Source organism: Bradyrhizobium sp. Arg816, assembly GCF_029989365.1.
In the GTDB taxonomy this organism is placed as follows: Bacteria; Pseudomonadota; Alphaproteobacteria; order Rhizobiales; family Xanthobacteraceae; genus Bradyrhizobium.
This window is the reverse complement of record NZ_JAPRAQ010000004.1, coordinates 204,170-228,929: the sequence shown is the minus strand read 5'-3', so window position 1 is coordinate 228,929 and position 24,760 is coordinate 204,170. Positions and strand designations below refer to the sequence as shown.

At 65.0% G+C, this 24,760-nt stretch carries 25 protein-coding genes and 1 tRNA gene; 12 read left to right on the top strand and 14 right to left on the bottom strand.

Going from position 1 to position 24,760, the window contains the following annotated elements; genetic code table 11:
* The first annotated feature begins 381 nt into the window (after positions 1-381).
* A complete protein-coding gene (gene rpmB / locus OWC48_RS12520; protein WP_063980641.1) occupies positions 382-693 on the top strand; it encodes a 50S ribosomal protein L28 in 312 nt (103 codons plus the stop codon).
* Positions 694-797: 104 nt separating this feature from the next.
* Here rpmB and OWC48_RS12515 read toward each other — a convergent pair whose 3' ends face one another.
* Positions 798-2,093: a beta family protein gene (locus OWC48_RS12515; RefSeq protein WP_282520262.1), complete on the bottom strand. Its 1,296-nt coding sequence runs from the start codon at positions 2,091-2,093 to the stop codon at positions 798-800.
* Here OWC48_RS12515 and OWC48_RS12510 point away from each other — a divergent pair.
* From OWC48_RS12510 to ftsZ, 3 genes are all read left to right on the top strand, one after another.
* Positions 2,079-2,190, top strand: a tRNA-OTHER gene (locus OWC48_RS12510). The genes OWC48_RS12515 and OWC48_RS12510 overlap by 15 nt on opposite strands.
* 238 nt (positions 2,191-2,428) lie before the next feature.
* Complete coding sequence (locus OWC48_RS12505) at positions 2,429-3,001, top strand: hypothetical protein (RefSeq protein ID WP_282520261.1); 573 nt, start codon at positions 2,429-2,431, stop codon at positions 2,999-3,001.
* 59 nt (positions 3,002-3,060) lie between these two features.
* A complete protein-coding gene (gene ftsZ / locus OWC48_RS12500) occupies positions 3,061-4,314 on the top strand; it encodes a cell division protein FtsZ (protein WP_282520260.1) in 1,254 nt (417 codons plus the stop codon).
* A 276-nt stretch (positions 4,315-4,590) separates the two neighbouring features.
* Here the strand turns inward: ftsZ and OWC48_RS12495 are convergent, their stop codons facing one another.
* Positions 4,591-5,229, bottom strand: a complete 639-nt coding sequence (locus OWC48_RS12495; RefSeq protein ID WP_282520259.1) for a hypothetical protein — start codon at positions 5,227-5,229, stop codon at positions 4,591-4,593.
* A 197-nt stretch (positions 5,230-5,426) separates the two neighbouring features.
* On the opposite strand from OWC48_RS12495, the gene OWC48_RS12490 reads away from it, so the two are divergent.
* Both OWC48_RS12490 and OWC48_RS12485 read left to right on the top strand, forming a co-directional pair.
* Positions 5,427-6,803 carry a DUF2235 domain-containing protein gene (locus OWC48_RS12490; RefSeq protein WP_282520258.1) on the top strand — a complete coding sequence of 459 codons (1,377 nt, stop codon included), beginning with the start codon at positions 5,427-5,429 and terminating at the stop codon, positions 6,801-6,803.
* A gap of 275 nt (positions 6,804-7,078) precedes the next feature.
* A complete protein-coding gene (locus OWC48_RS12485; protein WP_282520257.1) occupies positions 7,079-7,324 on the top strand; it encodes a PilZ domain-containing protein in 246 nt (81 codons plus the stop codon).
* 57 nt (positions 7,325-7,381) lie between these two features.
* Here OWC48_RS12485 and OWC48_RS12480 read toward each other — a convergent pair whose 3' ends face one another.
* The 7 genes from OWC48_RS12480 to cobS all read right to left on the bottom strand — a co-directional run bounded on the left by OWC48_RS12480 (position 7,382) and on the right by cobS (position 14,323).
* Positions 7,382-7,789, bottom strand: coding sequence for a hypothetical protein (locus tag OWC48_RS12480; protein WP_282520256.1), 408 nt, complete (start codon positions 7,787-7,789; stop codon positions 7,382-7,384).
* 115 nt (positions 7,790-7,904) lie between these two features.
* Positions 7,905-9,017: an NADH:flavin oxidoreductase/NADH oxidase gene (locus OWC48_RS12475; RefSeq protein WP_282520255.1), complete on the bottom strand. Its 1,113-nt coding sequence runs from the start codon at positions 9,015-9,017 to the stop codon at positions 7,905-7,907.
* Between the two features lie 119 nt (positions 9,018-9,136).
* A complete protein-coding gene (locus OWC48_RS12470) occupies positions 9,137-9,859 on the bottom strand; it encodes a hypothetical protein (protein ID WP_282520254.1) in 723 nt (240 codons plus the stop codon).
* Positions 9,860-9,939: 80 nt separating this feature from the next.
* Entirely contained in the window at positions 9,940-11,010 is a 1,071-nt protein-coding gene (locus OWC48_RS12465; protein ID WP_282520253.1) for an esterase-like activity of phytase family protein, read from the bottom strand.
* Positions 11,007-12,914, bottom strand: coding sequence for a cobaltochelatase subunit CobT (gene cobT / locus OWC48_RS12460; RefSeq protein WP_014490393.1), 1,908 nt, complete (start codon positions 12,912-12,914; stop codon positions 11,007-11,009). The genes OWC48_RS12465 and cobT overlap by 4 nt, the downstream gene beginning before the upstream one ends.
* Positions 12,911-13,321: a GNAT family N-acetyltransferase gene (locus OWC48_RS12455; protein ID WP_282520252.1), complete on the bottom strand. Its 411-nt coding sequence runs from the start codon at positions 13,319-13,321 to the stop codon at positions 12,911-12,913. The genes cobT and OWC48_RS12455 overlap by 4 nt, the downstream gene beginning before the upstream one ends.
* 3 nt (positions 13,322-13,324) lie before the next feature.
* The gene (gene cobS, locus OWC48_RS12450; RefSeq protein ID WP_282520251.1) at positions 13,325-14,323 is read right to left on the bottom strand and encodes a cobaltochelatase subunit CobS; all 999 of its coding nucleotides are present in this window, start codon (positions 14,321-14,323) and stop codon (positions 13,325-13,327) included.
* A 298-nt stretch (positions 14,324-14,621) separates the two neighbouring features.
* Between cobS and OWC48_RS12445 the strand changes: the two genes are divergently transcribed.
* On the top strand, positions 14,622-15,281 hold the full coding sequence (locus OWC48_RS12445) for a DedA family protein (protein WP_282520250.1): 660 nt from the start codon (positions 14,622-14,624) through the stop codon (positions 15,279-15,281).
* A 183-nt stretch (positions 15,282-15,464) separates the two neighbouring features.
* Here the strand turns inward: OWC48_RS12445 and OWC48_RS12440 are convergent, their stop codons facing one another.
* Positions 15,465-16,694, bottom strand: a complete 1,230-nt coding sequence (locus OWC48_RS12440) for a citrate synthase family protein (RefSeq protein WP_282520249.1) — start codon at positions 16,692-16,694, stop codon at positions 15,465-15,467.
* Positions 16,695-16,773: 79 nt separating this feature from the next.
* Here OWC48_RS12440 and OWC48_RS12435 point away from each other — a divergent pair, with 79 nt between their 5' ends.
* Entirely contained in the window at positions 16,774-17,877 is a 1,104-nt protein-coding gene (locus tag OWC48_RS12435) for a citrate synthase/methylcitrate synthase (RefSeq protein WP_282520248.1), read from the top strand.
* 186 nt (positions 17,878-18,063) lie between these two features.
* Positions 18,064-19,110 (top strand): sensor histidine kinase, encoded by a 1,047-nt coding sequence (locus OWC48_RS12430; RefSeq protein ID WP_282520247.1) that lies wholly within the window; start codon positions 18,064-18,066, stop codon positions 19,108-19,110.
* Here the strand turns inward: OWC48_RS12430 and OWC48_RS12425 are convergent.
* Positions 19,107-19,739, bottom strand: a complete 633-nt coding sequence (locus OWC48_RS12425; RefSeq protein ID WP_014490400.1) for a J domain-containing protein — start codon at positions 19,737-19,739, stop codon at positions 19,107-19,109. The two genes, OWC48_RS12430 and OWC48_RS12425, sit on opposite strands and share 4 nt — an antisense overlap.
* A gap of 158 nt (positions 19,740-19,897) precedes the next feature.
* Between OWC48_RS12425 and OWC48_RS12420 the strand changes: the two genes are divergently transcribed.
* Positions 19,898-20,167: a BolA family protein gene (locus OWC48_RS12420; protein WP_404979752.1), complete on the top strand. Its 270-nt coding sequence runs from the start codon at positions 19,898-19,900 to the stop codon at positions 20,165-20,167.
* A 118-nt stretch (positions 20,168-20,285) separates the two neighbouring features.
* Here the strand turns inward: OWC48_RS12420 and OWC48_RS12415 are convergent, their stop codons facing one another.
* The 3 genes from OWC48_RS12415 to OWC48_RS12405 all read right to left on the bottom strand — a co-directional run bounded on the left by OWC48_RS12415 (position 20,286) and on the right by OWC48_RS12405 (position 23,449).
* Entirely contained in the window at positions 20,286-21,590 is a 1,305-nt protein-coding gene (locus OWC48_RS12415) for an HlyC/CorC family transporter (protein ID WP_063980627.1), read from the bottom strand.
* Between the two features lie 87 nt (positions 21,591-21,677).
* On the bottom strand, positions 21,678-22,826 hold the full coding sequence (aroB, locus tag OWC48_RS12410) for a 3-dehydroquinate synthase (RefSeq protein ID WP_282520246.1): 1,149 nt from the start codon (positions 22,824-22,826) through the stop codon (positions 21,678-21,680).
* Positions 22,823-23,449 (bottom strand): shikimate kinase, encoded by a 627-nt coding sequence (locus OWC48_RS12405; RefSeq protein WP_282520245.1) that lies wholly within the window; start codon positions 23,447-23,449, stop codon positions 22,823-22,825. The genes aroB and OWC48_RS12405 overlap by 4 nt, the downstream gene beginning before the upstream one ends.
* 170 nt (positions 23,450-23,619) lie before the next feature.
* Here OWC48_RS12405 and OWC48_RS12400 point away from each other — a divergent pair, with 170 nt between their 5' ends.
* Positions 23,620-23,766, top strand: a complete 147-nt coding sequence (locus tag OWC48_RS12400) for a hypothetical protein (protein ID WP_035730492.1) — start codon at positions 23,620-23,622, stop codon at positions 23,764-23,766.
* Positions 23,767-23,783: 17 nt separating this feature from the next.
* Positions 23,784-24,740: a site-specific tyrosine recombinase XerD gene (xerD, locus tag OWC48_RS12395; protein WP_282520244.1), complete on the top strand. Its 957-nt coding sequence runs from the start codon at positions 23,784-23,786 to the stop codon at positions 24,738-24,740.
* Positions 24,741-24,760: the final 20 nt, after the last annotated feature.

Below are 24,760 nucleotides of genomic sequence, written 5' to 3'. Positions count from 1 at the left end.
CCCTTTATGTGATGGTAAGGCACTTCAATCATTGCCGTTTTGGTGATCGGGGATGGTAAGGTCGTGCCACTTATTCCCCTGTCATGCCCCGGCTTGACCGGGGCATCCAGTACGCCGCCGCCCTTCGGCTCCAGCCGCGCCGCTGGTGGAATACTGGATCGCCCGGTCAGGCCGGGCGATGACACCTGATATGAGGCCTGAGATCCCGGGTTCGCGCTCGCGCGCGCCCCGGGACGACGGGCCAAAAACGGCCCGTCGCCTTGACGTCCCGCCCCTTCCCCCCTATACGTCCGCCCGCTCCCTGCAAGGACACAGAATTAGCCCCCGTGGCGCCCAGAATGGCGGCCGCAAATCGTTGGGGGACAGAAGAGGATTTCTACCATGTCTCGCCGCTGCGAACTGACGGCCAAGGGCCCCCTCGTCGGCCACAAGGTCAGCCACTCCAACATCAAGACCAAGCGCCGCTTCCTGCCGAACCTCGTCAACGTGACGTTCATCAGCGAAGCGCTCGGCCGCAACGTGCGCCTGCGCGTCTCCACCAACGCGGTCAAGAGCGTCGACCACAATGGCGGCCTCGACCCCTTCCTGCTCAAGGCCAAGGCCGACGTCCTGTCGCCGCGCGCCCTCGAGCTGAAGCGCGCCATCCAGAAGAAGGTCGGCCCGACGGCCGCGCCGGCGAAGAAGGCCAGCTAATCCAATTTTGAAATCGGGCGGGGGCTAAGTCGCGTGGCGTAGTCTTAGCCAGTAGAGTTGCGTTGCGGCCGGATCGAAAGATCCGGCCGTTTTTGTTTTTGGTCTCAGCGCGTTTCCGATTTGCGAGCACTAGAAGAAACCTCAATCGCAAAAAGGTCACCCTGCGTGGGAGGAGCGCTGACGTGCTGAAGCTCCAGTACCCGCGACAAACCGTAGATCTCGGCTATTCGCTCCCCGTTAGACGTCAGGTGGTGATCAGTCGATGCCCAGCGCCACTTCGCGGCATTCCCTGTCGATGCGGTCCTCCTGTGAAGACCGTCTATGTAGGAGTCGCCCTGACTGTAAGCTGGACCAGCATAGAACGCCTGCGAAGTCAGTAGATCAGCCACAGGGAAAATCGCCTCATACCCATGAGGCTTCTTTACGGAAGTCCCTTTCGCAATTGCATACATCCGGGGCGTCGAATACCGGAGGTGAGCTGACGGCGTTCGTCTCTGAGGCTTTTGGATTGGTGACGTATCCAGCGCGTAGTCCCCATACATCGGGGTTCTCAAGAGCCCTTTGGGGTTGGAGATCAACTTCTCATAGAGCGACAAATCCGTCCGTGGATATTCCTTCACCTGCCCCGAGTGTAACTTAGCCGCGGCAGGAAAAGAGCTCAGAGCGATCGCAAACCCTTTCCAATGGTGGAGAAAGGGGAAGTCCGCAATCTGATCAGCGATCAACTCAACGAACTCATCTTGCATCTCACCGACGGACGTTTCGAGCGTCTTGAAGTCGAGCACTAAAAGAGAACGCGAGGCACCACAGCCGAGATCGTCCAGCATCGCTCTCAAGTCGGATTGAAAAGTCGGGCTATCCAAGTGCGTCGCTTCAACACGAACACAAATTGGAAATTCCGGATGCCATTCAACGAAGCGTCGGCAAGCCTTCCGATACGTAACTGAGTGGCTAAGAGAAATAGCAGGACAAGCTGCGACGCCTGCGAGCCTGGCTCGTTCTAAGAGCTCGGTTAGCGGATGCCGCGTCAATCCCTCTTTATGCAATTCGTCATCGATGTGGCCAGCGTCAACAAAAGCGATCTGATCACCCCAGACCTCGCGTAAACGACGTCCAAATAGCTTGATGTGTTCGGTTGGCGTTAGGGGCCGCTGCTTTTCGTGATCAAAGTCACCCGCTGGTGGCATCTCGAATAACACATGCAACCGGCTGGGACTCCGGCGATAAGTTGCCAAGGCTGCGCGCTCGCCCTGCTTCCATCGCATAATGACGAAGAGGTCGCTGTGGCGAGACACGTCACCTACGACCTGACGCCTCTCATCGAGAAGCTGCAGCCGTGGGGGGAGGAACGCATCGCCGAGAAACACGCTCGGCGCGAGCAGAAACGCAGTGTAGCTCAACAGGAGAGAGCACCCGGTTACGACAGCCTTCTTTGATTCGCGGTCTGTAGGAGGTTGACCGGGGAGGTTGCAGGTTCGAGTCCTGCCGCTGCGCCCAACTTTATTATTTGGCTCGGATACGCGCGGACTAACGCGCGTATCCGATTTCAATTGGGGCCGCCCGAATGCGCCTTATCTAGCGGCCCTCGTCGGCAAGCGTCTTGCCTGCGCAAGACGGACAAGACACAGCCCCTCGCGCGTTAACCGTCCGTTAACCAACGCAGCCTAGCCTGCGGTAATCGTCCAGCCATCATTAGCTCGAAATGCCTTCCCGGTTTGCTCCAGGAGAAGCGCCGATGTGCGTTGCGTTGTTGACGTATGCCGATCTCAGTGCCCGGCTCAATATCTCGCGCGAGGCCGCTCGTGCCCTGGCGAGACGTCGCCGCTTGCCGCGCTCGCGGGCGGAGGACGGCAAGGCCCTGGTGAGCGTTGATCTCGCCGAACTCCGCTACACGCCCCGCCCGCGACGGGCCCGCCGGGCGGACCACGTCGATGCCCCCCTGGCAAAGATCGAGACATTGGATTCCTGTTCTGACGCGTTTTCCTTGCGCGAATCGGTACCCACTTCGCTCGAAAACGCTATGGAGACCGAAGCATTCAAGGCGGAGATCGCGCGGCTCGAAGATGTCGCCGCCGCCTACAGGGCAGTGTTCGAGCGCGAGCGCGAACGTGCCGATCGCCTGGCCGTCGAGCTGCTGCAGGCGGCCGCCGAGACGGCGGCAGCCAATGCGTGGGCGGCACGACTGGAAGACGAAGTGGCGGACTTACGGACCGGTCGCCAGGCTGGCGGCACGACCGCCGGAGCCGCGCGTCGATTGGGACATCTGGCCGCGGCCATCGTGGGCGCAGACCGCGCGGCTCGCAGATAGCACTCGAACCCTTCTCCATCCCGGCCTGCCGGAGCAATCGCGAGGACAGAATGACTGGCATGACCGATATTCACGAGATGAAGGCCCGCATTGTCGTGTTCGGAGTCGGCGGCGCCGGCGGCAATGCCGTCAACAACATGATCACATCCGGGCTGCAGGGGGTCGACTTCGTCGTCGCCAATACCGACGCGCAGGCGCTTGCGATGTCGAAGGCGCCGCGCCTGATCCAGCTGGGCACCCAGGTCACCGCAGGCCTCGGCGCCGGCTCGCAGCCCGAACTCGGACGCGCCGCAGCCGAGGAGGTCATCGATACGATCCGCGATCAGTTGACCGGCGCGCACATGGTGTTCGTGACGGCCGGCATGGGCGGCGGCACTGGCACCGGGGCCGCACCCATCATCGCCAGGACCGCGCGCGAGCTCGGCATCCTCACGATCGGCGTGGTCACCAAGCCATTCTATTTCGAGGGCCAGCGCCGCATGCGCTTTGCCGAAGCCGGCATCGAGGAGCTGCTGACGACGGTCGACACCCTGCTGATCATCCCGAACCAGAACCTGTTCCGGGTGGCCAGCGCGAAGACCACATTCGCCGATGCCTTTGCCCTTGCCGACCAGGTGCTTTACTCGGGCGTGGCCTGCATCAGCGACCTCATCGTCAAGGAAGGCCTGATCAATCTCGATTTTGCCGACGTTCTCTCCGTGATGCGGGAGAAGGGCAAGGCCATGATGGGACGGGGCGAGGCTTCCGGCGAGAAACGCGTGCTCGCCGCCGCCGTGGCCGCCATTTCCAATCCGTTGATCGAGAACCCCTCGATCAAGCGCGCCAGCGGCCTCATCATCTCCATCACCGGCGGCAAGGATCTCATGCTGTACGAGGTCGACGAAGCCGCGACGCGGATTCGCGACGAGGCCGACCCGGACGCCAACATCATCGTCGGCGCGTCGTTCGACGAAAGCCTCGAAGGCATCGTCCGCGTCTCGGTGGTGGCGACCGGGATCGACAATGTCGACCCGGCACTCCTGGCGCGACCGGCGGAAACTCCGCTCACGCAACTCGCCGGCAGGCTGCGCGACGACAGCCGCCGCATCGCCGATCGCATCGAGCAGCGCAGTGCGCCGCTTCCGCAGGTGGAAAGCCCGCCGCTCCGCCCGGCGGCCGGCCGACCCGCGGGGCAACCGGCAAGGCCCGATCCGGAATATGCCCGCCGCGCAGCTCAACAGCCGCTCGATCCTTACGGCCGCACGTCTCCGCGCAATATAGCCGACGAAGACCTTCTCGACATCCCGGCCTTCCTGCGCCGCTCGGCAAACTGAGCGCGATACCGCCAGAGCGTCATGGCCGGGCGTAGCCGTCTGAAGGACGGCGTCGCTTCGCTCGCCTATGTCCCGGCCATCCACGCCTTTCCCAAGGCACGGAGAACGTGGATGCCCGGGACAAGCCCGGGCATGACGACCTCGTGTAAATCTTCATATGCGATTGCCCTCCGCTTGTGGGGGAAGGCTACGCGCCGCAAAACGCGTCCTCATCCTGAGGAGCCCGCCGAAGGCGGGCGTCTCGAAGGATGGGCCGCAAGGAACCAACCGCCGCGTTCACGCTGCCGTGCTGCGCGGGGTCTCCGCTGATTCCTTTTTCTCCGGCTCCTTGTCGCGAGACAGCCATGCCGGGAAGCGAAGCAGGCGATCGATGCTGTCTTTTGATGGCTCGATGGGCGGCACGATGGGCGCTTCATTGGCCGAACGCGGGAGGTCCAGCACGGCCTGTCCTGCCCGCACCGCATCCGCGCGCTGATCGAGTTCGCGCAACAGGGGATCAAGCACGCTGTCGATTTCGGTCGCCACCGACACGATGAAACTATTGAGATCGCGGGCCTCGGGCACGACGGCCGAGGCCGACTCGATCGCCCTGGAGAGACCATCGACGACCGGTGCAAACGCGCCGGCGGCTTGCTTGATTCGCGTTCTTATCGCGTCGATTTCGCCCAGGACGCGATCACGCTCCCGCCTGGTCTTCTCTTCCGAAAGGCGGGCTTCGATTTCGGCGATCTGAGCCGTGAGAGTCGTGGCTTCGGATGCGAGTGCGTCGCGTCGCAGGCGCGCACGATCGAGATCGCGGCTGAGATTGTCCACTAGATCGTCCTTCCCGAACATGGTTTTGCTCCGTAGGACAGCCGTAACGCGAACCGCCGGCCCGATCAGCGCATGAAAGGCTGGATCGGCCAAAACAGGCATCAATTTCGGTCGCGTCATATGGGCCGACATGGTGACCCCCCATTGTCCACATTAGGCGACGGCATGGTTAACAAGCGGTTAATGTCAACAGATGATGGAGCAATGAGGCACCATGCCACTGATGCCGACTTCGTCTCCTCGCTGCCATCCGTTTTCGCTATACTCGTCCCGGTAGCATCACCGGGAGGGGCTGACCTGTGCAGCACGACGACCAGCACAAACCCAAAACCGAGCCGAAAAACCTCGTCATCTGCTGTGACGGCACCGGCAACGAGATCTCGGAGAACATCTCCAACGTCCTGAAGCTCTATCGCTGCCTGCGCAAGACCGACAAGACGCAGCCGCGGCAGATGGTGTTTTACGATCCGGGCGTCGGCACGGTGACGGAGCCTTCGACGTGGCACCGGCTCAAGGCCAACGTCAATCTCGTGCTGGGGCTCGCCACCGGCTACGGGCTCGATGACAACGTGCTCTCAGCCTATTGCTTCCTGGTCGAGCATTACGCGCCGGGCGACCGCATCTACCTGTTCGGCTTCTCGCGCGGCGCCTATACCGTGCGGGTGCTGGCGGGGCTGATCCACAAAATTGGTCTGATCTCGCCGGAGCAGGCGAACCTCGCAGGCTCCGGCCTCGTCGCCTACAAGCAATATTCCGGCACCGGGCGCGGCAACGACATCGAGGACCTCAAGGATGTCGCCTTCGACGAGAGCGGGCCGCTGCCGAAGGACGAATTCGACCTCGCGGCACAATTCGCGCGCATCACCTCGACGCGCTGGCCGACCATCCACTTCATCGGGGTCTGGGACACGGTGGCGAGCGTGATCGTGCCGCGGCGCGACAATTTCTTCTTCGTGTTCAGCCTGGAGGAGCTCGCCTTCACGCTGCGCAATCCGAGCGTCAAAATCTTCCGGCAGGCGATCGCGATCGACGAGCGGCGCTGCATGTTCCGCCTGAAAGAGTATGAGGAGCCGCAGGAATATTGGCGCAACCGCTATGTGCCCGACGAGAAGAAGGAGCCGCAGGACATTTTGCAGGTTTGGTTCGCCGGCGTGCATTGCGACGTCGGCGGCGGCTATCCGGAAGCCGAAAGCGGCGAGTCCAAATATCCGCTGATCTGGATGATCGAGGAAGCCGCGAAGGCCGGGCTGAACTTCAACCCGCGCACCGTGAACCAGCTCGCCTGGGGCATCCAGCGCAAGAACTCGCCGTTCAGGTATGTCGAGCCTGAATACACCGGCAAGGTGGGCGAGCTGCACAATTCGATGACGGCGCTCTGGCGCGTGCTGGAATATCTGCCGAAGAGCGCGAAGTACAAGGAATGGCCGGAGCGGAAGGTTTTCCTGGGCTTCTACATCCCCGATTGCGAGCCGCGCGTGATCCCCGAAGGCGCCCATGTGCACGAGAGCGTGCTGAAGCGGATGGCGGTGGAGCCGGGCTACCGGCCGGTGAACTTGCCGAAGGATTATGTGACCGTGCCGATGCCGGTGAGGCCGCATGCTGAAGCCGCTCCGGACTCGCTGCCACCCTCCCCTGGAGGGGGAGGGTCGGCTCATATTGAGCACAGCGAAATATGAGACGGGGTGGGGTGAAGGTCTCTCCACCTCCAACACTGCCCGTGTTGAGAGATCACCCCACCCCGCTCGCGCTACGCGCGATCGACCCACGAGCGAGCTTCGCTCGTCTCGGCCCCCTCCAGGGGAGGGTGGGCACCCCGCTACCGGCGCTTTCTCCGTTCGCTGCTACTTTTCATTAAAATTCTCAGGCCGGCCTTAGTCGGATCGCATCAACTCTTTTCCATCATGTCGCTCAAGACCACCCGCGCCGTCCGCGGAATTGGAGGAGAGTGCCAATGCATCCGCGCCGACATGCCCGCGTGAAACCTTCCGGGCTGGTGTCCCGCCAGGCCAAGATCATCACCGACCCGCGCGCGCCGGTGATCCCCTGCACGCTGATCGACTATTCGCCCGGCGGCGCCTGCGTCGATCTCGGCGGGCAGGTGACTATCCCCGACAGGTTCGAGCTGCTCCACGTCAACACCAAGAAGCGCTGTCGCATCGCCTGGAAGCGCGGCTCGCGGATCGGCGTGGTGTTTTAGGGAAAATAACGAGCCGCTTGCTTACCCTCCCCTGGAGGGGGAGGGTAAGAAAGAAAGCTACGCCCGCATCCTGGCTTTCGTGCCGGCGACGATCTGCATGGCGACGCCGGCGACCCAGCCGAACAGAGCGAGCCAGGTCCACGCCAAATGCGGCTCGAGGCGCAGCACGATGACGGCGACGGAGGCGAGCGCGGTGAGCGTGGCGCAGAGCGTGCCGGCGGCGCTCAGGAATTCCGCGGCGTCGATGGCGCTGTGGGCATCGTCGAACGGCAGCTGCGGCGTGTCGATGCCGAGATAGAAGCCGACGAAGCCGAGCAGCATCATCATCAGCAGAAAACCCTGCGTGGTGAGCGGGGCGATCGCAGATCCCACATAGGCGCCGACGAACAACCCGCACGCCGCGCCTGCCATCGCGAGGCCCACGCGTTCGAACACGTGGGCAGTCTTGCGAACACGAAACCGCATGGCGGGCCTCCGTGAGGAGTTGAACGCGCAGAGGTTAGGCCAGTTTTGCGGAGCGTGGAAGGTGAGGAGAGTTACGGATGCGTGAGGGCGCGGGACTTGGGCGTGCGGCGCCGCCCTACCTCGCCCCGAACGTGGTCTTGCCGAACAGCGCCTTTTGCGTCGACGGCTGCGAGCGCCAGTATTGCGGCGGGGCTTCGACTTCGCCGCCGAGTTCGGCCGCGGCGTGCCAGCCCCAGCGGGGATCGTAGAGCAAGCTGCGGCCGAGCGCGACCATGTCGGCCTTGCCGGATGCCACGATCTCCTCGGCGTGTTTGGCTTCGGTGATCAGGCCGACGGCGATGGTGGGCAATCCGGTCTCGCGCTTGATGGCCTCGGCAAACTGCACCTGATAGCCGGGGCCGAGCGGGATCTTCTGCAGCGGCGAGACGCCGCCGGAGGAGGCATCGATCCAGTCGACGCCGCGCGCCTTCAGCGCGTTGGCGAACGTGATGGTCTGCGCCAGATCCCAGCCGCCCTCGACCCAGTCGGTCGACGACACCCGCATGCCGACCGGCTTGTCGTGCGGGAAGACCGCGCGCACCGCGTCGTAGATCTCCAGCGGAAAGCGCATGCGGTTCTCGAGCGAGCCGCCATACTCGTCGGTGCGCCTGTTCGAGATCGGCGAGAGGAACTGATGCATGAGATAGCCGTGCGCGCCGTGCAGCTCGATCGCGTCGATGCCGAGCCGGGCCGCGCGCTTCGCACTGTCGACGAAGGCGTCGCGGATGCGCTTCAGGCCCGCGGCATCGAGCGCCAGCGGCGCGGCCTCGCCCTCCTTGTGCGGCAACGCCGACGGCGCCACCGTCTGCCAGCCGCCCGCACTCTGCGGAATGAGCTGGCCGCCGTCCCAGGGCCGCGCGCTGGAGGCCTTGCGGCCGGCATGGGCGAGCTGCATCGCGATGGCCGTCGAGGAATGCTTGCGCACGGAGGTGAGGATCTGCTTCAGCGCGGCCTCGCAAGCGTCGCTGTAGAGCCCGAGACAGCCCGGCGTGATGCGCCCGATCGCCTCGACATGGGTCGCCTCGATGCAGAACATCGACGCGCCCGACAGCGCGAGGTTGTTGATGTGGGTGAAATGCCAGTCGGTGGCGACGCCGTCGTCGGCCGAATATTGGCACATCGGCGACACGACAACGCGGTTCTTCAGCGTCAGGCCGCGCAGCTTGATCGGGGAAAACAGGGCGCTCATGCGGGGAGTTCCGGGGGATGGAGGGATGGAAGCGATTGCATGAAGTTTAGTAGGCGAATCGCGAATTGCCAGTTGCGCAGGCGGCATGGCCGCAGGCCGGGCCATGCATTGCGGGCGCGCTAATCCACGTCCTGGAACTTCCCCGGCTGCGGCTTGCCCATGCGGATCTTGCCATCGGGCATCAGCTCGCCATCGGCCTCCGCCGAGAACTGGATCGTATTGCCGCCGCCGTCGCGCTTCGACGCCTTGCCGAGCGGGCCGAGTTTATCGGCGAGGACAGTGTCGTCTTCCACGAACACACGATACTCGGTGAGGTGGAAGCGGCGCGGCGACAGCCAAGTCAGCGCCGGCACGGAGGTGCGCATGTCGCCGTCATTGGCGCGATCGACGGTGCGGCTGGTCGCGTCGCGGAACAGGTCCGGCCCGTCGAGCAGCTTCGCGCGGTTGCCGTCGATAGCATAGATGTTCAGCGTGACGATGTGGCGCTCGCTGCGGAACGACACCGCGACGGTGCGCGAGTCCGGCGACCAGGCGGCGTGGAAGGCATCCGGCGCCGAGTCCAGAATGTTGTCGTCGTCAACATTGTCGAGCGTCATCAGCCGGCGATGGCCGGGCTCAGCCATCAGGTAGATGCGAAAGCCTTCGCTCCCGGACTCGCCGCCGCCATGGGCTGCGACGGACAGCTTCCCGTTCGGCGCGCGGCCGCCCTGGATGATGGCGTATTCGTTCTTTCCATACCGATGCTCGGCCGTGGCGAAGGCCGGCGAGGATGCAGCGAGCGTGAGGGCAAGGGCGAGGATGGCGCGGCGGAGGGGCATGATGTTGTGTCGCAGGACGGGCATTGCACGTTCATCCTCGGAAGGTGTGGATTGACGACCCCGGCAACGTCAAGCCGAAAGGCCAGCGCCTGTGAGGACGAGCCCTACTCCATCAGCGTGAACTGCAGCAGCAGCGTGCGCTGGAGCATCGAGAAATTGTCGTCCGACACCATCGTCAGCACCGTCTCGCCTTCGGGGGTGACGTGGGCGTCGATGCCTTCCATGTTGTCGACCTCGTGGCCGAGATCGGCGGCGAACAGCGCGGGGCCGTCGACCAGCGCGCCCGGCGCGATCGATTTCAGGGGGATCGACCGAATGCGGATGTTGATACCGGTGAACCAGGAGAATTTGCGCTCGAGGATGAGAAGCTCGCCGGACGGCAGCAGCACGGCGTCGCTGATGTCGAATTTTTCGGTGCGGCGGACGCTGAACTGGCCGGGCGACGGACCGCCGATCAGGAACGCGACCAGATTGCCGTCGGCGTCGAGCCCGCGCTCGGAGAAGGCGACCAGGGTGCCCGCCAGCGGCTGGCCTTTCGGCACGACGACCATCGCTTCGAGCCCCTTGTTGGAGGGCAGCTTCCGCAGGGCGGGCGGCGTCGGCAACACCTCGCCGCGGGCGCGCGTGCCGCCTTTCGCAAAATCAAAGCGCAGGATCTGGTTGACGCGTTCGAGTCCGACATAAACGACATTACCGTCGCGCGCGAGCGACTCGGTGTCGTACCAGAACCGCTTCTCCGTGATCGGCCGGCCCTCGGAATTGAGCATCGGGGACGCCTCGACATCGTCGAGCCCGATCATCTTGCCGCCGGAATAGCGGATGCTGCCGGTGAACCAGCCGCCCTGGTCGGAGAGCGCGAGGAAGCGCTCGCCCTTCGCATCGAGCCGGATGCCGGACAGGCCGCCGAAGCCGCGATAGGGCGAGGTCAGCACCAGGCCGCTGCGATATTGCAGCTGACCGAAGCGCACGCGCGAGCGGTCGCGCGGCTCGAAATTGGGAATCGGCCGCGCGTTCACCTCGACGCTGACAGGCTCGGTGACGGCGTGCTCGATCTGCGCGGCGCGCGGCGGCGGCTCTGTCGTCGGCTGCGCTTGCGCCAGTCGGGCGAGTGCGAGAGTGGAAAATCCCGCCGCCGCGTGGCCAAGAAAGCTGCGGCGGGACGATTGCGTGCTCACGAATGCAATTTGCGCCGCGGGCGACCGGCCTGATGCGTGGGCGCGGTGTTGGTCTCGCTGAACAGCTCGGCGAGCTTCTCGGTGATGGCACCGCCGAGCTCTTCGGCATCCACGATCGTCACCGCGCGGCGATAGTAGCGCGTCACGTCATGGCCGATGCCGATCGCGATCAGCTCGACCGGCGAGCGGGTCTCGATCTCCTCGATGATGTGGCGCAGGTGCCGCTCGAGATAGTTGCCGGGATTGACCGACAGCGTGGAATCGTCGACCGGCGCACCATCGGAGATCATCATCAGGATCTTGCGCTGCTCGGGCCGGCCGAGCAGGCGCTTGTGCGCCCAGTCCAGCGCCTCGCCGTCGATGTTCTCCTTCAGCAGCCCCTCACGCATCATCAGGCCGAGGTTCTTGCGCGCGCGGCGCCAGGGGGCATCCGCCGACTTGTAGATGATGTGGCGGAGATCGTTGAGGCGGCCGGGATTGGCCGGCTTGCCGGCGGCAAGCCACGCCTCGCGCGATTGCCCGCCCTTCCAGGCGCGCGTGGTGAAGCCGAGGATCTCGACCTTGACGCCGCAACGCTCCAGCGTGCGCGCCAGGATGTCGGCGCAGGTCGCGGCGACCGTGATCGGGCGGCCGCGCATCGAGCCGGAATTGTCGAGCAGCAGCGTCACCACGGTGTCGCGGAACGTCGCCTCCTTCTCGTGCATGAAGGAGAGCGGGTGATAGGGATCGGTCACCACGCGCGACAGCCGCGCCGGATCCAGAATGCCCTCTTCGAGGTCGAAGTCCCAGGCGCGGTTCTGCTGCGCCATCAAGCGCCTCTGAAGGCGGTTGGCGAGGCGGGCGACGATGCCCTGCAGATGCGCGAGCTGCTTGTCGAGATAGGCGCGCAGGCGCTCCAGCTCGTCATGGTCGCAGAGGTCTTCGGCCGCGATGACCTCGTCGAATTTCGGCGCGAAGGCGTGATATTCCGGCCCGCGCGGCTCGTTCTTGCCGTGCGCGTTCGGACGCGTCGCCTCGCCCGGGGTCTCGTCGTCGCCGAGCTCACCGTCGTCGAACGTGTCGGAGGTCGAGGCCTGCGCGCTTTCCATCGCGCTCTCGCTCATCTCCTCGCTGGAGGCCTGCGCCTGGTCGGCGCTCATCTCCTGCGCGGCATCGGAATCGGGCGAGCCCTCGGCGCCGGACTGATCGTTGTCGCCGTCGCGGTTCTCCTCGTCGTCGTCATTGTCTTCGCTGTCGGCGCTGCGCTCGTCGCCGAGCTCGAGCGCGGTCAACAGGTCATGCACGGCGTCGCCGAACCTGGTCTGGTCCTCGACCAGGCCATCGAGCCGGTCGAGCCGCTTGCCGATCTTGTCCTCGAGAATGGGCCGCCAGAGATCGACCATCTTCTTCGCCGCAGTGGGCGGCGCCATGCCGGTCAGGCGCTCGCGCACCAGCATCGCCAGCGCATCCGCCAGCGGCGCATCGGCACGGTCGGTGATTTCGTCGAACTTGCCGCGATGGAAATGATCGTCGAGCATCGCGCTGAGGTTTTTCGCAACGCCCGCCATGCGGCGCGCGCCGATCGCCTCGACGCGGGCCTGCTCGACAGCCTCGAACACGCCGCGCGCCTGCGGATTGCCGGGCATCAGCTTGCGATGCAGCTTTGCATCGTGGCAGGCGATCTTGAGCGCGATGGAATCGGCGTGGCCGCGCACGATCGCAGCGTCACGTTTTGTCATTTTTCGCGCCGGCTCCGGCAGCCGCGCTTTGCCCGGCGCCAGACCGGGGCGCTCGGCCGCAAAACTGACCTCGAGCTCGGGCGACTTCGCGATCGCCTTCAGGCAGGAGGCCACCGAGCGCTTGAACGGCTCGGTCGGGGCTTCCTTGGTGTTACGGAATTTGGAATTGGATGATGATGTGCTCATAGCGACTTCGTAAACGAATGGCGCGTCACGCCGCCGGGATAGCCCTTGAGGGTGCCGAACTCCTCGTACCCTTGGGAACGATAGAAGCCCGGCGCCTGGAAACTCATCGTATCGACATGGGCCTGGACCGCGCCCTGCCGTCTTGCCTCGTCCTCGATCGCTGCGATCAGCTTCGTCCCAGAACCCTTGCCGCGCTGCTTCTGGTCGATCCAAAAATACTGGATGAACAGAACCGTGCCCCAGAGGTGTCCGACGACGCCGCCGACGATCTTGCCGCGATCTTTCAGCGAGACCGCGATGCTCTTGACCTTCTGCTTCCCGAACTGCTCGTCGTTATAGGCGCCGAGCCCGGCGAGCACAGCCTTCTTGGTGGTCCCAATGGTGCGCTCGACGGTGATGTTCGGCATGGTCTAGCTGAGCGCCACGTTGACCGCCGATTCCGGCAGCTCCGCGTTGAAGCAGCGCTGGTAGAACTCGGCGACCAGGGGACGCTCGAGCTCGTCGCACTTGTTGAGGAAGGTGACCCGGAACGCGAAGCCGATATCGCCGAAGATATCGGCGTTCTCGGCCCAGGTGATCACCGTGCGCGGGCTCATCACCGTCGACAGATCGCCATTGGCGAAGGCGTTGCGGGTGAGATCGGCGAGGCGAACCATCTTGTTGACGATGTCGCGGCCCTCCTGGGTGCGATAGTGCTTGGCCTTGGCCAGCACGATCTCCACTTCCTCGTCGTGGCTGAGATAGTTCAGCGTGGTGACGATCGACCAGCGGTCCATCTGGCCCTGGTTGATCTGCTGGGTGCCGTGATAGAGGCCCGAGGTGTCGCCGAGGCCGACCGTGTTGGCGGTCGAGAACAGGCGAAACGCCGGGTGCGGCTTGATCACCTTGTTCTGGTCGAGCAGCGTCAGGCGGCCGGAGACCTCCAGCACGCGCTGGATCACGAACATCACGTCGGGGCGGCCGGCGTCGTATTCGTCGAACACCAGCGCGACGTTGTTCTGGAGCGCCCAGGGCAGGATGCCGTCGCGGAATTCGGTGACCTGCTTGCCGTCGCGGACCACGATCGAGTCCTTGCCGACGAGGTCGATACGGCTGATGTGGCTGTCGAGGTTGACGCGCACGCAGGGCCAGTTCAGGCGCGCGGCGACCTGCTCGATATGGGTGGATTTACCGGTGCCGTGATAGCCGGTGACCATCACGCGGCGATTGCGGGCAAAGCCGGCGAGAATGGCGAGCGTGGTGGCGCGGTCGAAGCGGTAGTCGGAATCGACTTCGGGCACATGAGGATCGACTTCGGAATAGGCCGGGACTTCGAGATCGCTGTCGATCCCGAACACCTGGCGCACCGACACCTTCATGTCGGGCAAACCGGAAACTTCCTCAACTTTGGACAGGGCGGCGGTCGTCATCAATCCTCCGAGGCCCCGGGCGGTCCCGAGACCAGTTATTTGCACGTTGGCTGCGGCTGGGTGCGGTTGCGAACCTATCAGAGACAACGTGCCGGCAGAAGCCCGCGCCCCAATCAAAGTTCCATTGTCTTTTCATTTAGATAGGCAAGGAACGCGATTTTTGGAGGGCTGCCTTGCGAATCACGCTCGAATTTCGGGCGGGAGGCGTGGCCTGCCCACGCGAATGGCACTTTTACCGCGTGCGACTACTTATGTAGGGTCCGAACCCCCGGTGCTCCAGCCCCCCACGAAAGACGACGTGACGTCCTTTCTCGATCCCCTCATCTCCTTCGTTTCGGCCCATGCGTGGCTGGCCTATCTGACCCTGTTCCTGGCGGCGCTGCTCGAAGCCGTCCCGGTGGTGGGGTCGGTGATCCCCGGCTCGACCATCATTCTGGCGCTGAGCGCGCTGGTTCCAGGCGGGGAATTGAAGCTCCAATGGGTGCTGCTGGCGGCGGCAATCGGCGCCGTGCTTGGCGACGGCTCGGCCTACTGGATCGGGCACCGGCAGCAGCGCGAGATCCTCAACACCTGGCCCCTGACCAAATATCCGCGCGTGGTCGCGGAGAGCGAAAGCTTCTTCCACCGCTTCGGCACCTGGGCCGTGTTCTTTGCCCGCTTCGTGCCGCCGATCCGCGCTTTCGTGCCGGTGACAGCCGGGGCGCTCGGCATGGCGCCGGCAAAATTCTATGCGGTGAACATCCCGGCGATCCTGGTCTGGGCGCCAGCACATGTGCTGCCGGGCGTGCTGGCGGTGTCGGCGTTTCACCAATATTTCGGGGTGCCGCACCACGGGCATCCGTTCAAGCACATCTGGATTTTGATGGTGGTGGCCGTGGCGATCATCGGCGGCCTTGGCATCTGGTACTACCGCCGCCGGCAGAACGGCCTCGTCGCGACGTCCAAGCCGCGGGCTTAGTTCTTACCCTCCCCTGGAGGGGGAGGGTCGATCGCGCGAAGCGCGAGCGGGGTGGGGTGATCTCTCCACTCGAACAGTGCCCGTGTGGAGAGATCACCCCTCCCCGTCGCCCGCTTCGCTGCGCTCAACGTGCGCCGACCCTCCCCCTCCAGGGGAGGGTGACAGCGCACCTCGCCGCCCCTCTCAGCTCTTCAACTCCACCGCCACCACCCTTCGCCCCGGGGCCGGCCCCACATACCTTGCGCGCGGGCGGATCAGCTTGCCGAACTGCAATTGCTCGCTGGCGTGCGCGATCCAGCCGACGCTGCGGGCCATCGCGAACAGCGCGAGCTCGCTGCCTAAGGGCAGGCGCAGCGCGTGCACGAGGACGGCGAGCGCGTAGTCGATATTGACGAGCTCGCCGGTCGCCTCGACGATCCGCTCCGGCACTTCGCGCGTGAATTTGCGCGGTGCGCCGGCACGCGCCAGCGCGTTCAGCAGCGACTGCGCGCGGGGATCGCCGCGCTTGTAGACGCCGTGGCCGAAGCCGGCAAAGCGCTCACCCAAGGCGACGCGCTCGCGAACCATCGGGGCGACATCGCGATCGACCAGTGCCTTGACGAGCTGCGAGGCCAGCACGCCGGCGCCACCATGCTTCGGCCCTTTCAACGCGGCGAGGCCGGCTATGACGGAGTCATAGAGGTTGAGGCCGGTCGATGCCGCGCAGCGCGCGGTGAAGGTCGAGGCGTTCAATTCATGATCGGCGAGCAGCACCAGCGCGCGGCGGATGAGGTCGGGCGCGTGCTTGTTGTCGGGCGCCCAGGCCTTCGCGATCTGCTGGTGCAGCGGCTCGGACGACGGCTCGGCATTGAGCATGGTCGCAACCAGGAGCCGGACAATGCGCCCGCCGACCATCGCGCGGCCGTCGGGCGCGCGGGTGAATGCACGCGCGTCCGCGCTGGTCGCAAGCGCCAGCACCGCGATGGCACGGTCGATCGGCGCGGCGCGGCGCGCGGCCTCTGCGATCGCGCGCATCTCGTCGGAGATATGGGGCTGATTGTCCGGCGTGAAGGGATCGACGTCGGAGACGTCCCACAGCAGCGTCGCCGTGTGCTCCAGCGTGTCGTTCTCGGCGAGATCGACGCAATTGACGCCGCGGTAGATCGCGCCCTCCTCGGTGATGGTCGAGATCTCCGTGTCCATGACCGGCAGGTCGGCATCGAAGCTGCGCAAGCCGCGCGGCTCCGGCGACGGCACCCGGCGCTCCTTGAGGGCGCGGACGTCCTCGGCCCGGTAGCGGTTTTTTCGCGAATCCGGCGTCGGCTCGGAGCGGATCAGGCCACGGCTGACATAGGCGTAGAGGGTGGCCGGCGAGATCGCGAGCTCGGCGGCAGCTTCCCGGGCCGACAGATAGAGCTCCTCGGAATTATTCATATTGATTTATGTAATCAAGATTGATCAATCTGTCGAGAGGCCTGATTTTCTCCTGGTGCAGTGCAAAGGAGATTGGGTCATGAACATCCACCTCACCAAAAGCCAGATCGGGCTGGACGGCGTTCCCGCGGCCGAGACCGTGCTGAGCCATGTCGATGGCGAGCGCGGCGAGCTGATCATCGCCGGCGAGCATGTCGGTACCCTCGCAAGCCAGTCGAGCTTCGAGGGCGTCACCGCCCGGCTCTGGAATGGCGCGAGCAAGACCACGCTGAGCGAAGCCAATGTGCGGGCGAGCCTCGGTGCCGCGCGCGAGCGGGCCTTCGCGCGGCTGGACGAGCTGCTGCCGGCGACGCACGGCATGGGTATCGTCGACGGGTTCCGCGCGGCGGTCGCAGGACTTCGCGCCGAGCACGGGCTCGAGCATGAAGCGACCATCGTCGGCGCCTTTCCGGTGATCGCAGGCGCGCTGGTCCGGCGCACCAAGGGGCTCGATCCGATCGCGCCCGATCCGAACGCGAGCCACGGCGCCGATACGCTTCGCATGCTGCATGGGCGCGCGCCTGCAACGCGCGAGGTCACCGCGCTGGACGCCTATCTCGTCACCGCCAGCGACCACGGCATGAACGCCTCGACCTTCACCGCGCGCGTGGTGGCCTCGACGCAGGCCGATCTGTTTGCCGCAGTGACCGCCGGCTATTGCGCGCTCACGGGCCCCTTGCACGGCGGCGCGCCGGAGCCGGTGCTGGAAATGCTCGACGCGATCGGTTCGCGCGAGCGAATCCAGCCGTGGGTGGATGCGGCGCTGGCGCGCGGCGAGCGGATGATGGGCTTTGGCCACCGCGTCTATCGCGTCCGCGATCCGCGCGCCGACGTGCTCAAGACCGCGGTCGAGGCGCTGGCGTCCAATGGCACCGATCTGCCGTTTGCCGGCGAGGTCGAGGCCTATATCCGCAGCGCGCTGCGCAAGAAAAATCCGGACCGGCCGCTGGAGACGAATGTCGAGTTCTTTACCGCGATCCTGCTCGATGCGCTCGCGATTCCACGGCAGGCTTTCACGCCGATCTTCGCGGTGGCGCGTAGCGCAGGATGGACCGCGCATGCGCGCGAGCAGCAGCGGACGGGGCGGTTGATCCGGCCGAGTTCGTCCTATGTGGGGGAAATGCCGAAGGCTTCCGGCGAATAGGGCAGAAGGGCACGACAGCCGGGCCGTTCACTGCGCTGTCGTGCCTCGCCCGGACGCACGATGAGACGGCAGAGCCGTCGCGCGAGATCGTGATTGCGGGAACGCGCGCACGGTCCGGGGCGACGACCTTGGAACATCTCAGGGTCTGGGGACTTAACCGTGTGCCCCCTCGGATCAGGATTTCCAATGCTGGACTTGTTTGGACAATCGGACGAGGCGAGGATTGGCGAGATCGCCGCCGGCTATGCCGCCAGCCGGACCCAGACCAGCACGGATTCTGAAAGACGATTCCGCGACTTGCTGCAGGCTCTGCCGGCCGCGATCTACACAACCGACGCGGAAGGCTGCATCACCTTCTTCAATCGCGCCTGCATCGATTTTGCCGGACGCACGCCGAAGATCGGCGAGATGTGGTGCGTGACCTGGAAACTCTATCTGCCCGACGGCACGGCGCTTCCCCACGCTGAATGCCCGATGGCCATCGCGCTCAAGCAGAACCGGCCAGTGCGCGACGTCGAGGCCGTGGCCGAGCGGCCGGACGGCTCCCGGATCTGCTTCATGCCCTATCCGACGCCGCTGCGCGACGAACGCGGCCGGTTGGTCGGCGCGGTGAACATGCTGGTCGACATCACGGCTCGCAAGCAGGCCGAGCAGAGGATGATGCTCCTCACCTCCGAGGTCGATCATCGTTCCAACAACCTGCTCGCAGTGGCTCAGGCGATGCTGCGGCTGACGAAGGCGGATACCGCAGAAGAGTTCCAGACCGCGTTTGCAGGCCGGCTCAGCGCGCTTGCCAACGTGCAGAGGCTGTTCTCGGCTTCGCGTTGGACCGGCGCAAATCTGAAGACCATCGTCGAGGAGGAACTCCGGCCGTACGCATGCCGGGACGGCGAGCGGATCAAAATCGCGGGAGACGACGTCCGCCTGCCGCCCACGCTGGCCCAGTCGATCGCAGTCGCGCTGCATGAGCTCGCCACCAACGCCGCCAAATATGGCGCGCTGTCGAGGCCTTCGGGCAGGTTGGAGATCAGCTGGGAGACCAATGGTGCAGAACCTCTCGTGCTGCACTGGTCGGAGAGCGGCGGTCCTCGGGTCAACGAGGCGCCGACGCGCAAGGGCTTTGGAATCGGCGCGGTCGACGGCATCATCCGGACCTTGCGCGGAACCATTACCCGGCAATGGAGGCCGGAAGGACTGGTTTGCGAACTGTCCTTCCCGGAAGGCGTAGCCTAGGCCTCGCGGACCACCGTCTTCAAATAATTATACGCCTTGATGATCTCGATCAGGCGGTCTTCGGTCGACCGGTCGCCGCCGTTGGCGTCGGGGTGGTGCTGCTTGACCAGCGCCTTGTACTTGCTCTTGACGTCGGCGAGCGTGGAATCGGGGCCGAGGCCCATGACCTGGAGCGCCTTGCGCTCGGCGTTCATCACCTTGCGCGTCTCGGCCTTGGGCTCGGCCTGCGGACCCTTCCGCCAGCCCGCGCGGCCGTTGATCTCACTGAACATGCTGAACGGATCGGACGCCATGTCGATCTCGGCTTCCGCGCCCTTCTTGCCGCCATTGGCGCCCATCTTCCAGGTCGGGCGGTGGCCGGTCAGCGCATCCTTCTGGTAGCGCGCGACGGCATCGGCATTCATGCCGGAGAAGAAATTGTAGTTCTGGTTGTACTCGCGCACGTGGTTCAAGCAGAAGTGCCAGTACTCGCGCTGGTTCTCGCGGCCCTTCGGCGCACGGTGCGCGCCCTTGTTCTGACACCCGGCCCATTCGCAGTTGACCACGGCGTCGCGCGGCTTCACTTCCGGCTGCTTGCCTTTCGGCTTGACCCGGATGGAGTCGAAGAACTTTGATGAATCGATCGGCATGACTGACTTTGACTACGCAATGCAAAAACCTTCAAGTCTTGACATTGCAATTAGCTGGGAACCCGCAGCCGAAGTTTCACTCCGGCGTCTTCGAGGTACGGCCGCCGCAGGCGGCCTATGCAATTGACGGAGTGCGGCCGCACGCTTTAATGGCACTCATGGTTATGAAAGACACTATCAGCAACAAGTTGCAGGAAGCTTTCACGCCGGAAAGCCTGCAGGTTGTCGACGAGTCACATTTGCATGAGGGCCACGCCGGCCATCGACCGAGCGGCGAGACGCACTTTCGCGTCTATATCGTGTCTCAGGCCTTCAAAGGGAAGAGCCGGGTCGATCGCCACCGCATGATAAATTCGGCGCTGGCCGCGGAACTCTCAGGCAGCGTGCACGCGCTCGCGATCCACGCGCAGGCGCCGGAGGAAGGATAACGGCTGTCATGCCCCGCGAAGGCGGGCATCCAGTAATCCGAGACGGCGCAGCTGGAATCGAACTGCCGCGGCGTACTGGATCGCCCGCCTTCGCGGGCGATGACACCTGTTGTGACGGCTAGAACGACGTCCCCGCCCTTCTCGGCTTGGCTTCCTCCATCTCCGCGTCACGCGGCACCGGTGAAATACGGAGCGCGGTGATGCGGTTGCGTTCGCGGCGGAGGACGCGGAAACGGAAACCGTGGAACGTGAAACTCTGGCCGCGGTCGGGGATCGAGCGCGCCTCGTGAATGACGAGGCCGGCGACCGTCGTTGCCTCTTCATCGGGCAGGTGCCAGTCCATGGCGCGATTGAGATCGCGGATCGGCACCGAGCCGTCGACCACGACCGAGCCGTCCGGCTGGGCGCGCACGCCGGCGACCACGACGTCGTGCTCGTCGGAGATGTCGCCGACGATCTCTTCCAAAATGTCTTCCAGCGTCACGAGACCTTCAACCTCGCCGTATTCGTCGACGACGAGGGCGAAATGGGTCTTTCGGCGCCGGAACGCCTTGAGCTGCTCGGAGACCGGGCGCATTTCCGGCACGAACCAAGGCGGCAATGCGATGGTGGAGACGTCGATGCGCGAGGTGTCACCGTCGGATGCACGGATTGCGCGCAACAAATCCTTGGCGTGAAGCACGCCGATGATGTTTTCCGGCTTCTCGCGCCACAGCGGAATGCGGGTGTACTCGGTCGCCAGCACCTCGCGCACCAGTTCCTCCGGCGGCAGGTCGGCATTGATCATCATCATCTCGGTGCGGTGGATCATGACGTCGGAAACCTGGAGTTCGCGCAGATCGAGCAGGCCGCCGAGCATGTCGCGGTCCTGCTTCTCGACCTTGCCCTCGTGGTGCAGCAGGTCGACGGCGCCGCGCAGGCGCTCGGTCGGCGACAGGATCGCCTGATGCTCGCCCGCCAAACCAAACAAGCGCATCAACAGGCGGACGATGACCTCGACGATCCGCAGCAGCGGTCCCAGCACGTACATCGTCAGCCGCATCGGGCGGGCGACCGCAAGCGCCATGCGGTCGGGCGCGTTGATGGCGATGGTCTTCGGCAGCACCTCCGCGAAGATCACGACCAGTGCCGTCATCACGCCGGTGGCATAGAGCACGCCGACATCGCCGAACCAGGCCGTGAAGATGCTGGTGGCGAGCGCGGACGCGCTGATATTGGCGATGTTGTTGCCGAGCAGCAGCGCGCCGATCAGGCGCTCGCGCATGTCGAGCAGCTGCGAGACGACATCGGCGTCGTGGTTACCCTGCTTGGAGAGCCGCAGCATGCTGGCGCGCGAGGCGCCGGTCAGCGCGGTCTCGCTCGCGGCGAAGAAGCCCGAGACGAGCAGGCAGAGAATGACGATGGTGAATCCGAGCCAGTCCATGCACCACTCTGGTTTTTTGCTTTGACGCGTTTTCGCGAACCGGTACCCACTTCGCTCGAAAACGCCTTAGCGCCGTTCAGCCGCGCATCAAGCCTTCTGCGCGAGCTTCTCTTTGAGGAAATCGCGCACAGGCGCCGGCTCGACGTCCTTCGCGATCACGGCGCGCCCGACCGCCTCCAGCAGGATGAAGGTGAGCTTGCCGCGCTTGACCTTCTTGTCCTGCGCCATCAGCGCCATCAGCGCGTCGGCGTCGGCAAGTCCTTCCTGCGCGAAACCGGCGATGTCCTGCAGTCGCGTCGGCAGGCCGGCCTCGATGAGGTGACGCTCGACGCGCGCGGCATCGGCCTCGCCGAGCACGCCAAGCTTCGCCGAGAACTGCGCCGCCAGCGTCATGCCGATCGAAACACCCTCGCCATGGAAGAGGCGATCGGAGAAACCGGTCGCGGCTTCCAGAGCGTGACCAAAGGTATGGCCGAGATTGAGCAGCGCGCGCTCGCCGGTCTCGCGCTCATCGCGCGAGACGACGCCGGCCTTGGCGCGGCACGAGGTCGCGATCGCGTGCTCGCGCGCCGAGCCGCCCTTGAAGATATCGGAATGGTTCTTCTCCAGCCAGGTGAAGAAGGCTTCGTCGCCGAGCACACCGTATTTGGCGACCTCGGCATAGCCGGCGCGAAACTGCCGCGGCGACAGCGTGTCGAGCACGGCGGTGTCGGCAATGACCAGCAGCGGTTGGTGGAAGGCGCCGAGCAGATTTTTGCCCTGCGGCGAGTTGATGCCGGTCTTGCCGCCGACGGAGGAATCGACCTGCGCCAGCAGCGAGGTCGGCACCTGCACGAAATCGACGCCGCGGCGCAGAATCGCGGCCGCAAAGCCGGCGAGATCGCCGACCACGCCGCCGCCGAGCGCGATGACGAGATCGTTGCGCTCGATCTTCGCGGCGATCAGGGCCTCGCTGACCTTTTCGAGGCCGGCATAGGTTTTGGAGATCTCGCCTTCCTCGACCACGATGCGCGAGGTCGGAATGCCGGCAGACGCGAGCGACGCTTCGGTCGGCTCGAGCCAGTGTTTTGCGACGGTGCGATCGGTGACGATCGCCGTACGCACGCCGGGCCGCAAGCGCGCGACCCGCTCGCCGAGCGAGGCCAGCACGCCGCGGCCGATGACGATGTCATAGGCGCGATCGCCGAGCGCGACGTCGACGTTGACTGGATCGGAATGTTTCAACGGCGCAGTCATCGTACGGCACTCGCAACGTCGGCAGGTGATTGGGCGGCTTGTTCGCCGCGGAGATGGGCGCGCAGCGTCTCGATGCATTCCTCGACGATCTTGTCGTGCGGCACGTCGCGCGAGGCGATGGTGAGATCGGCATGGCCGTAGATCGGCTCGCGCTCGGTGAGCAGGCGCGTCACGGTTCCTTCGGGATCGGCGGTCTGGAGCAGCGGGCGATCGGCGCGGCGGCGCACCCGGCGCATGATGACGTCAGGGTCGGCCTTGAGCCAGATCGAGACCGCCTTGGCCGCAATGCGGTTGCGCGTCTCCTCGCGCATGAAGGCACCGCCGCCGGTCGCCAGCACGATCGGCTCGCCGTCGAGCAGGCGCGCGATCACCCGCGCCTCGCCATCCCGGAAATACGGCTCGCCATGGCGCTCGAAAATCTCCGGTATGGTCATGCCGGCATGAGCGATCTCGATCTCGGTGTCGGCGTCAACGAAGGGCAGCTTGAGCCGGGCCGCCATGCGGCGGCCGATGGTGGATTTGCCCACCCCCATCATGCCGACGAGCACGATCGAGCGCGTCCCGAGCGCCGACAGGATTTCGGCCTCAGGGGCAGCTTGTATCGGCAACGCGGCGTCGGGCATAAATCTCGCTCTGGGTCTCGCTCGATCTGCCGCCGGAGGCGGCATGCTTTGGCCACCTATACGACCCCCTCGGGGCCCTCGCCAGAGGACTCTTGCCACGAAACGGCGAACATGTTGGATGATTTCATTGGTTAATTTGGACGCCTGAGACCCTCCCGAGACCTTGCCCGATGCCCAGCCTGTTCCGCTTCCTGACGGTCGTCGCCGTGCTCGCCGGCATCGTCTATGGCGTGGTCTTCGCGCTGGCGAACTTCGTGAGCCCGAAGTCGCGGGAAATGACGGTGACGATCCCGCCGGATAAATTTCTCAAGAAATAGGAGCTAGCCTCCAGGGCATGCGCGTACAGCCCTCAGACAGCAAGCTCACCGGCCTGTTCCTCGACATGCTCGCGGCGGAACAGGGCGCCGGCCCCAATACGCTCGATGCCTACCGCCGCGACCTCACCGATTTCTCGGAATTTTTGGGCCGCGGCGGGCACAGCTTTGCCGACGCCGAGACGCAGATCCTGCGCGATTACCTCGCCGATCTCGACAGCCGCGGCTTCAAATCCACCAGCGTCGCGCGGCGGCTGTCGGCGATGCGGCATCTCTACCGCTTTCTCCTGAACGAGCGCATCCGCACCGAGGATCCCGCGGCAATCCTGTCCGGCCCCAAGCGCGGCCGAGGCCTGCCGAAGGTGCTGTCGATCGCGGATGTCGACCGCATGCTCCGCCGCGCCAAGGAATTGAGCGAGGCGGCGGATGCCTCGCCCTCGAAGCAGCTGCGCGCGTTACGGCTCTATTGCCTGCTCGAGGTGCTCTACGCCACGGGCCTGCGCGTCTCCGAGCTGGTGGCGCTGCCGCGCTCCGCGGCCAAACGCGACGCCCGCATGATCGTGGTGCGCGGCAAGGGCAACAAGGAACGCCTGGTGCCGCTCAACGAGGCCTCACGGCAGGCGATGGCGGATTATCTCGCGGCGACGGAAGCGGCAAAGGCCGACAAGAAGAACAGCGTGGCCGCCTCGAAATGGCTGTTCCCATCGTTCGGCGAGAGCGGGCATCTGACGCGGCAGCATTTCGCCCGCGACCTGAAGGAGCTCGCGGTCGCCTCGGGGCTGCAGGCCCGGCTGGTCTCCCCGCACGTGCTGCGCCACGCCTTTGCCAGCCACCTCCTGCACAACGGCGCGGATCTGCGCATCGTGCAGACCCTGCTCGGCCACACCGACATCTCCACGACCCAGATCTACACCCATGTGGTCGAGGAGCGCCTGAAGAGCCTAGTGCGCGACCTGCACCCGCTGGCGGAGAAGTAGTTCTCTTGTAGCCCGGATGG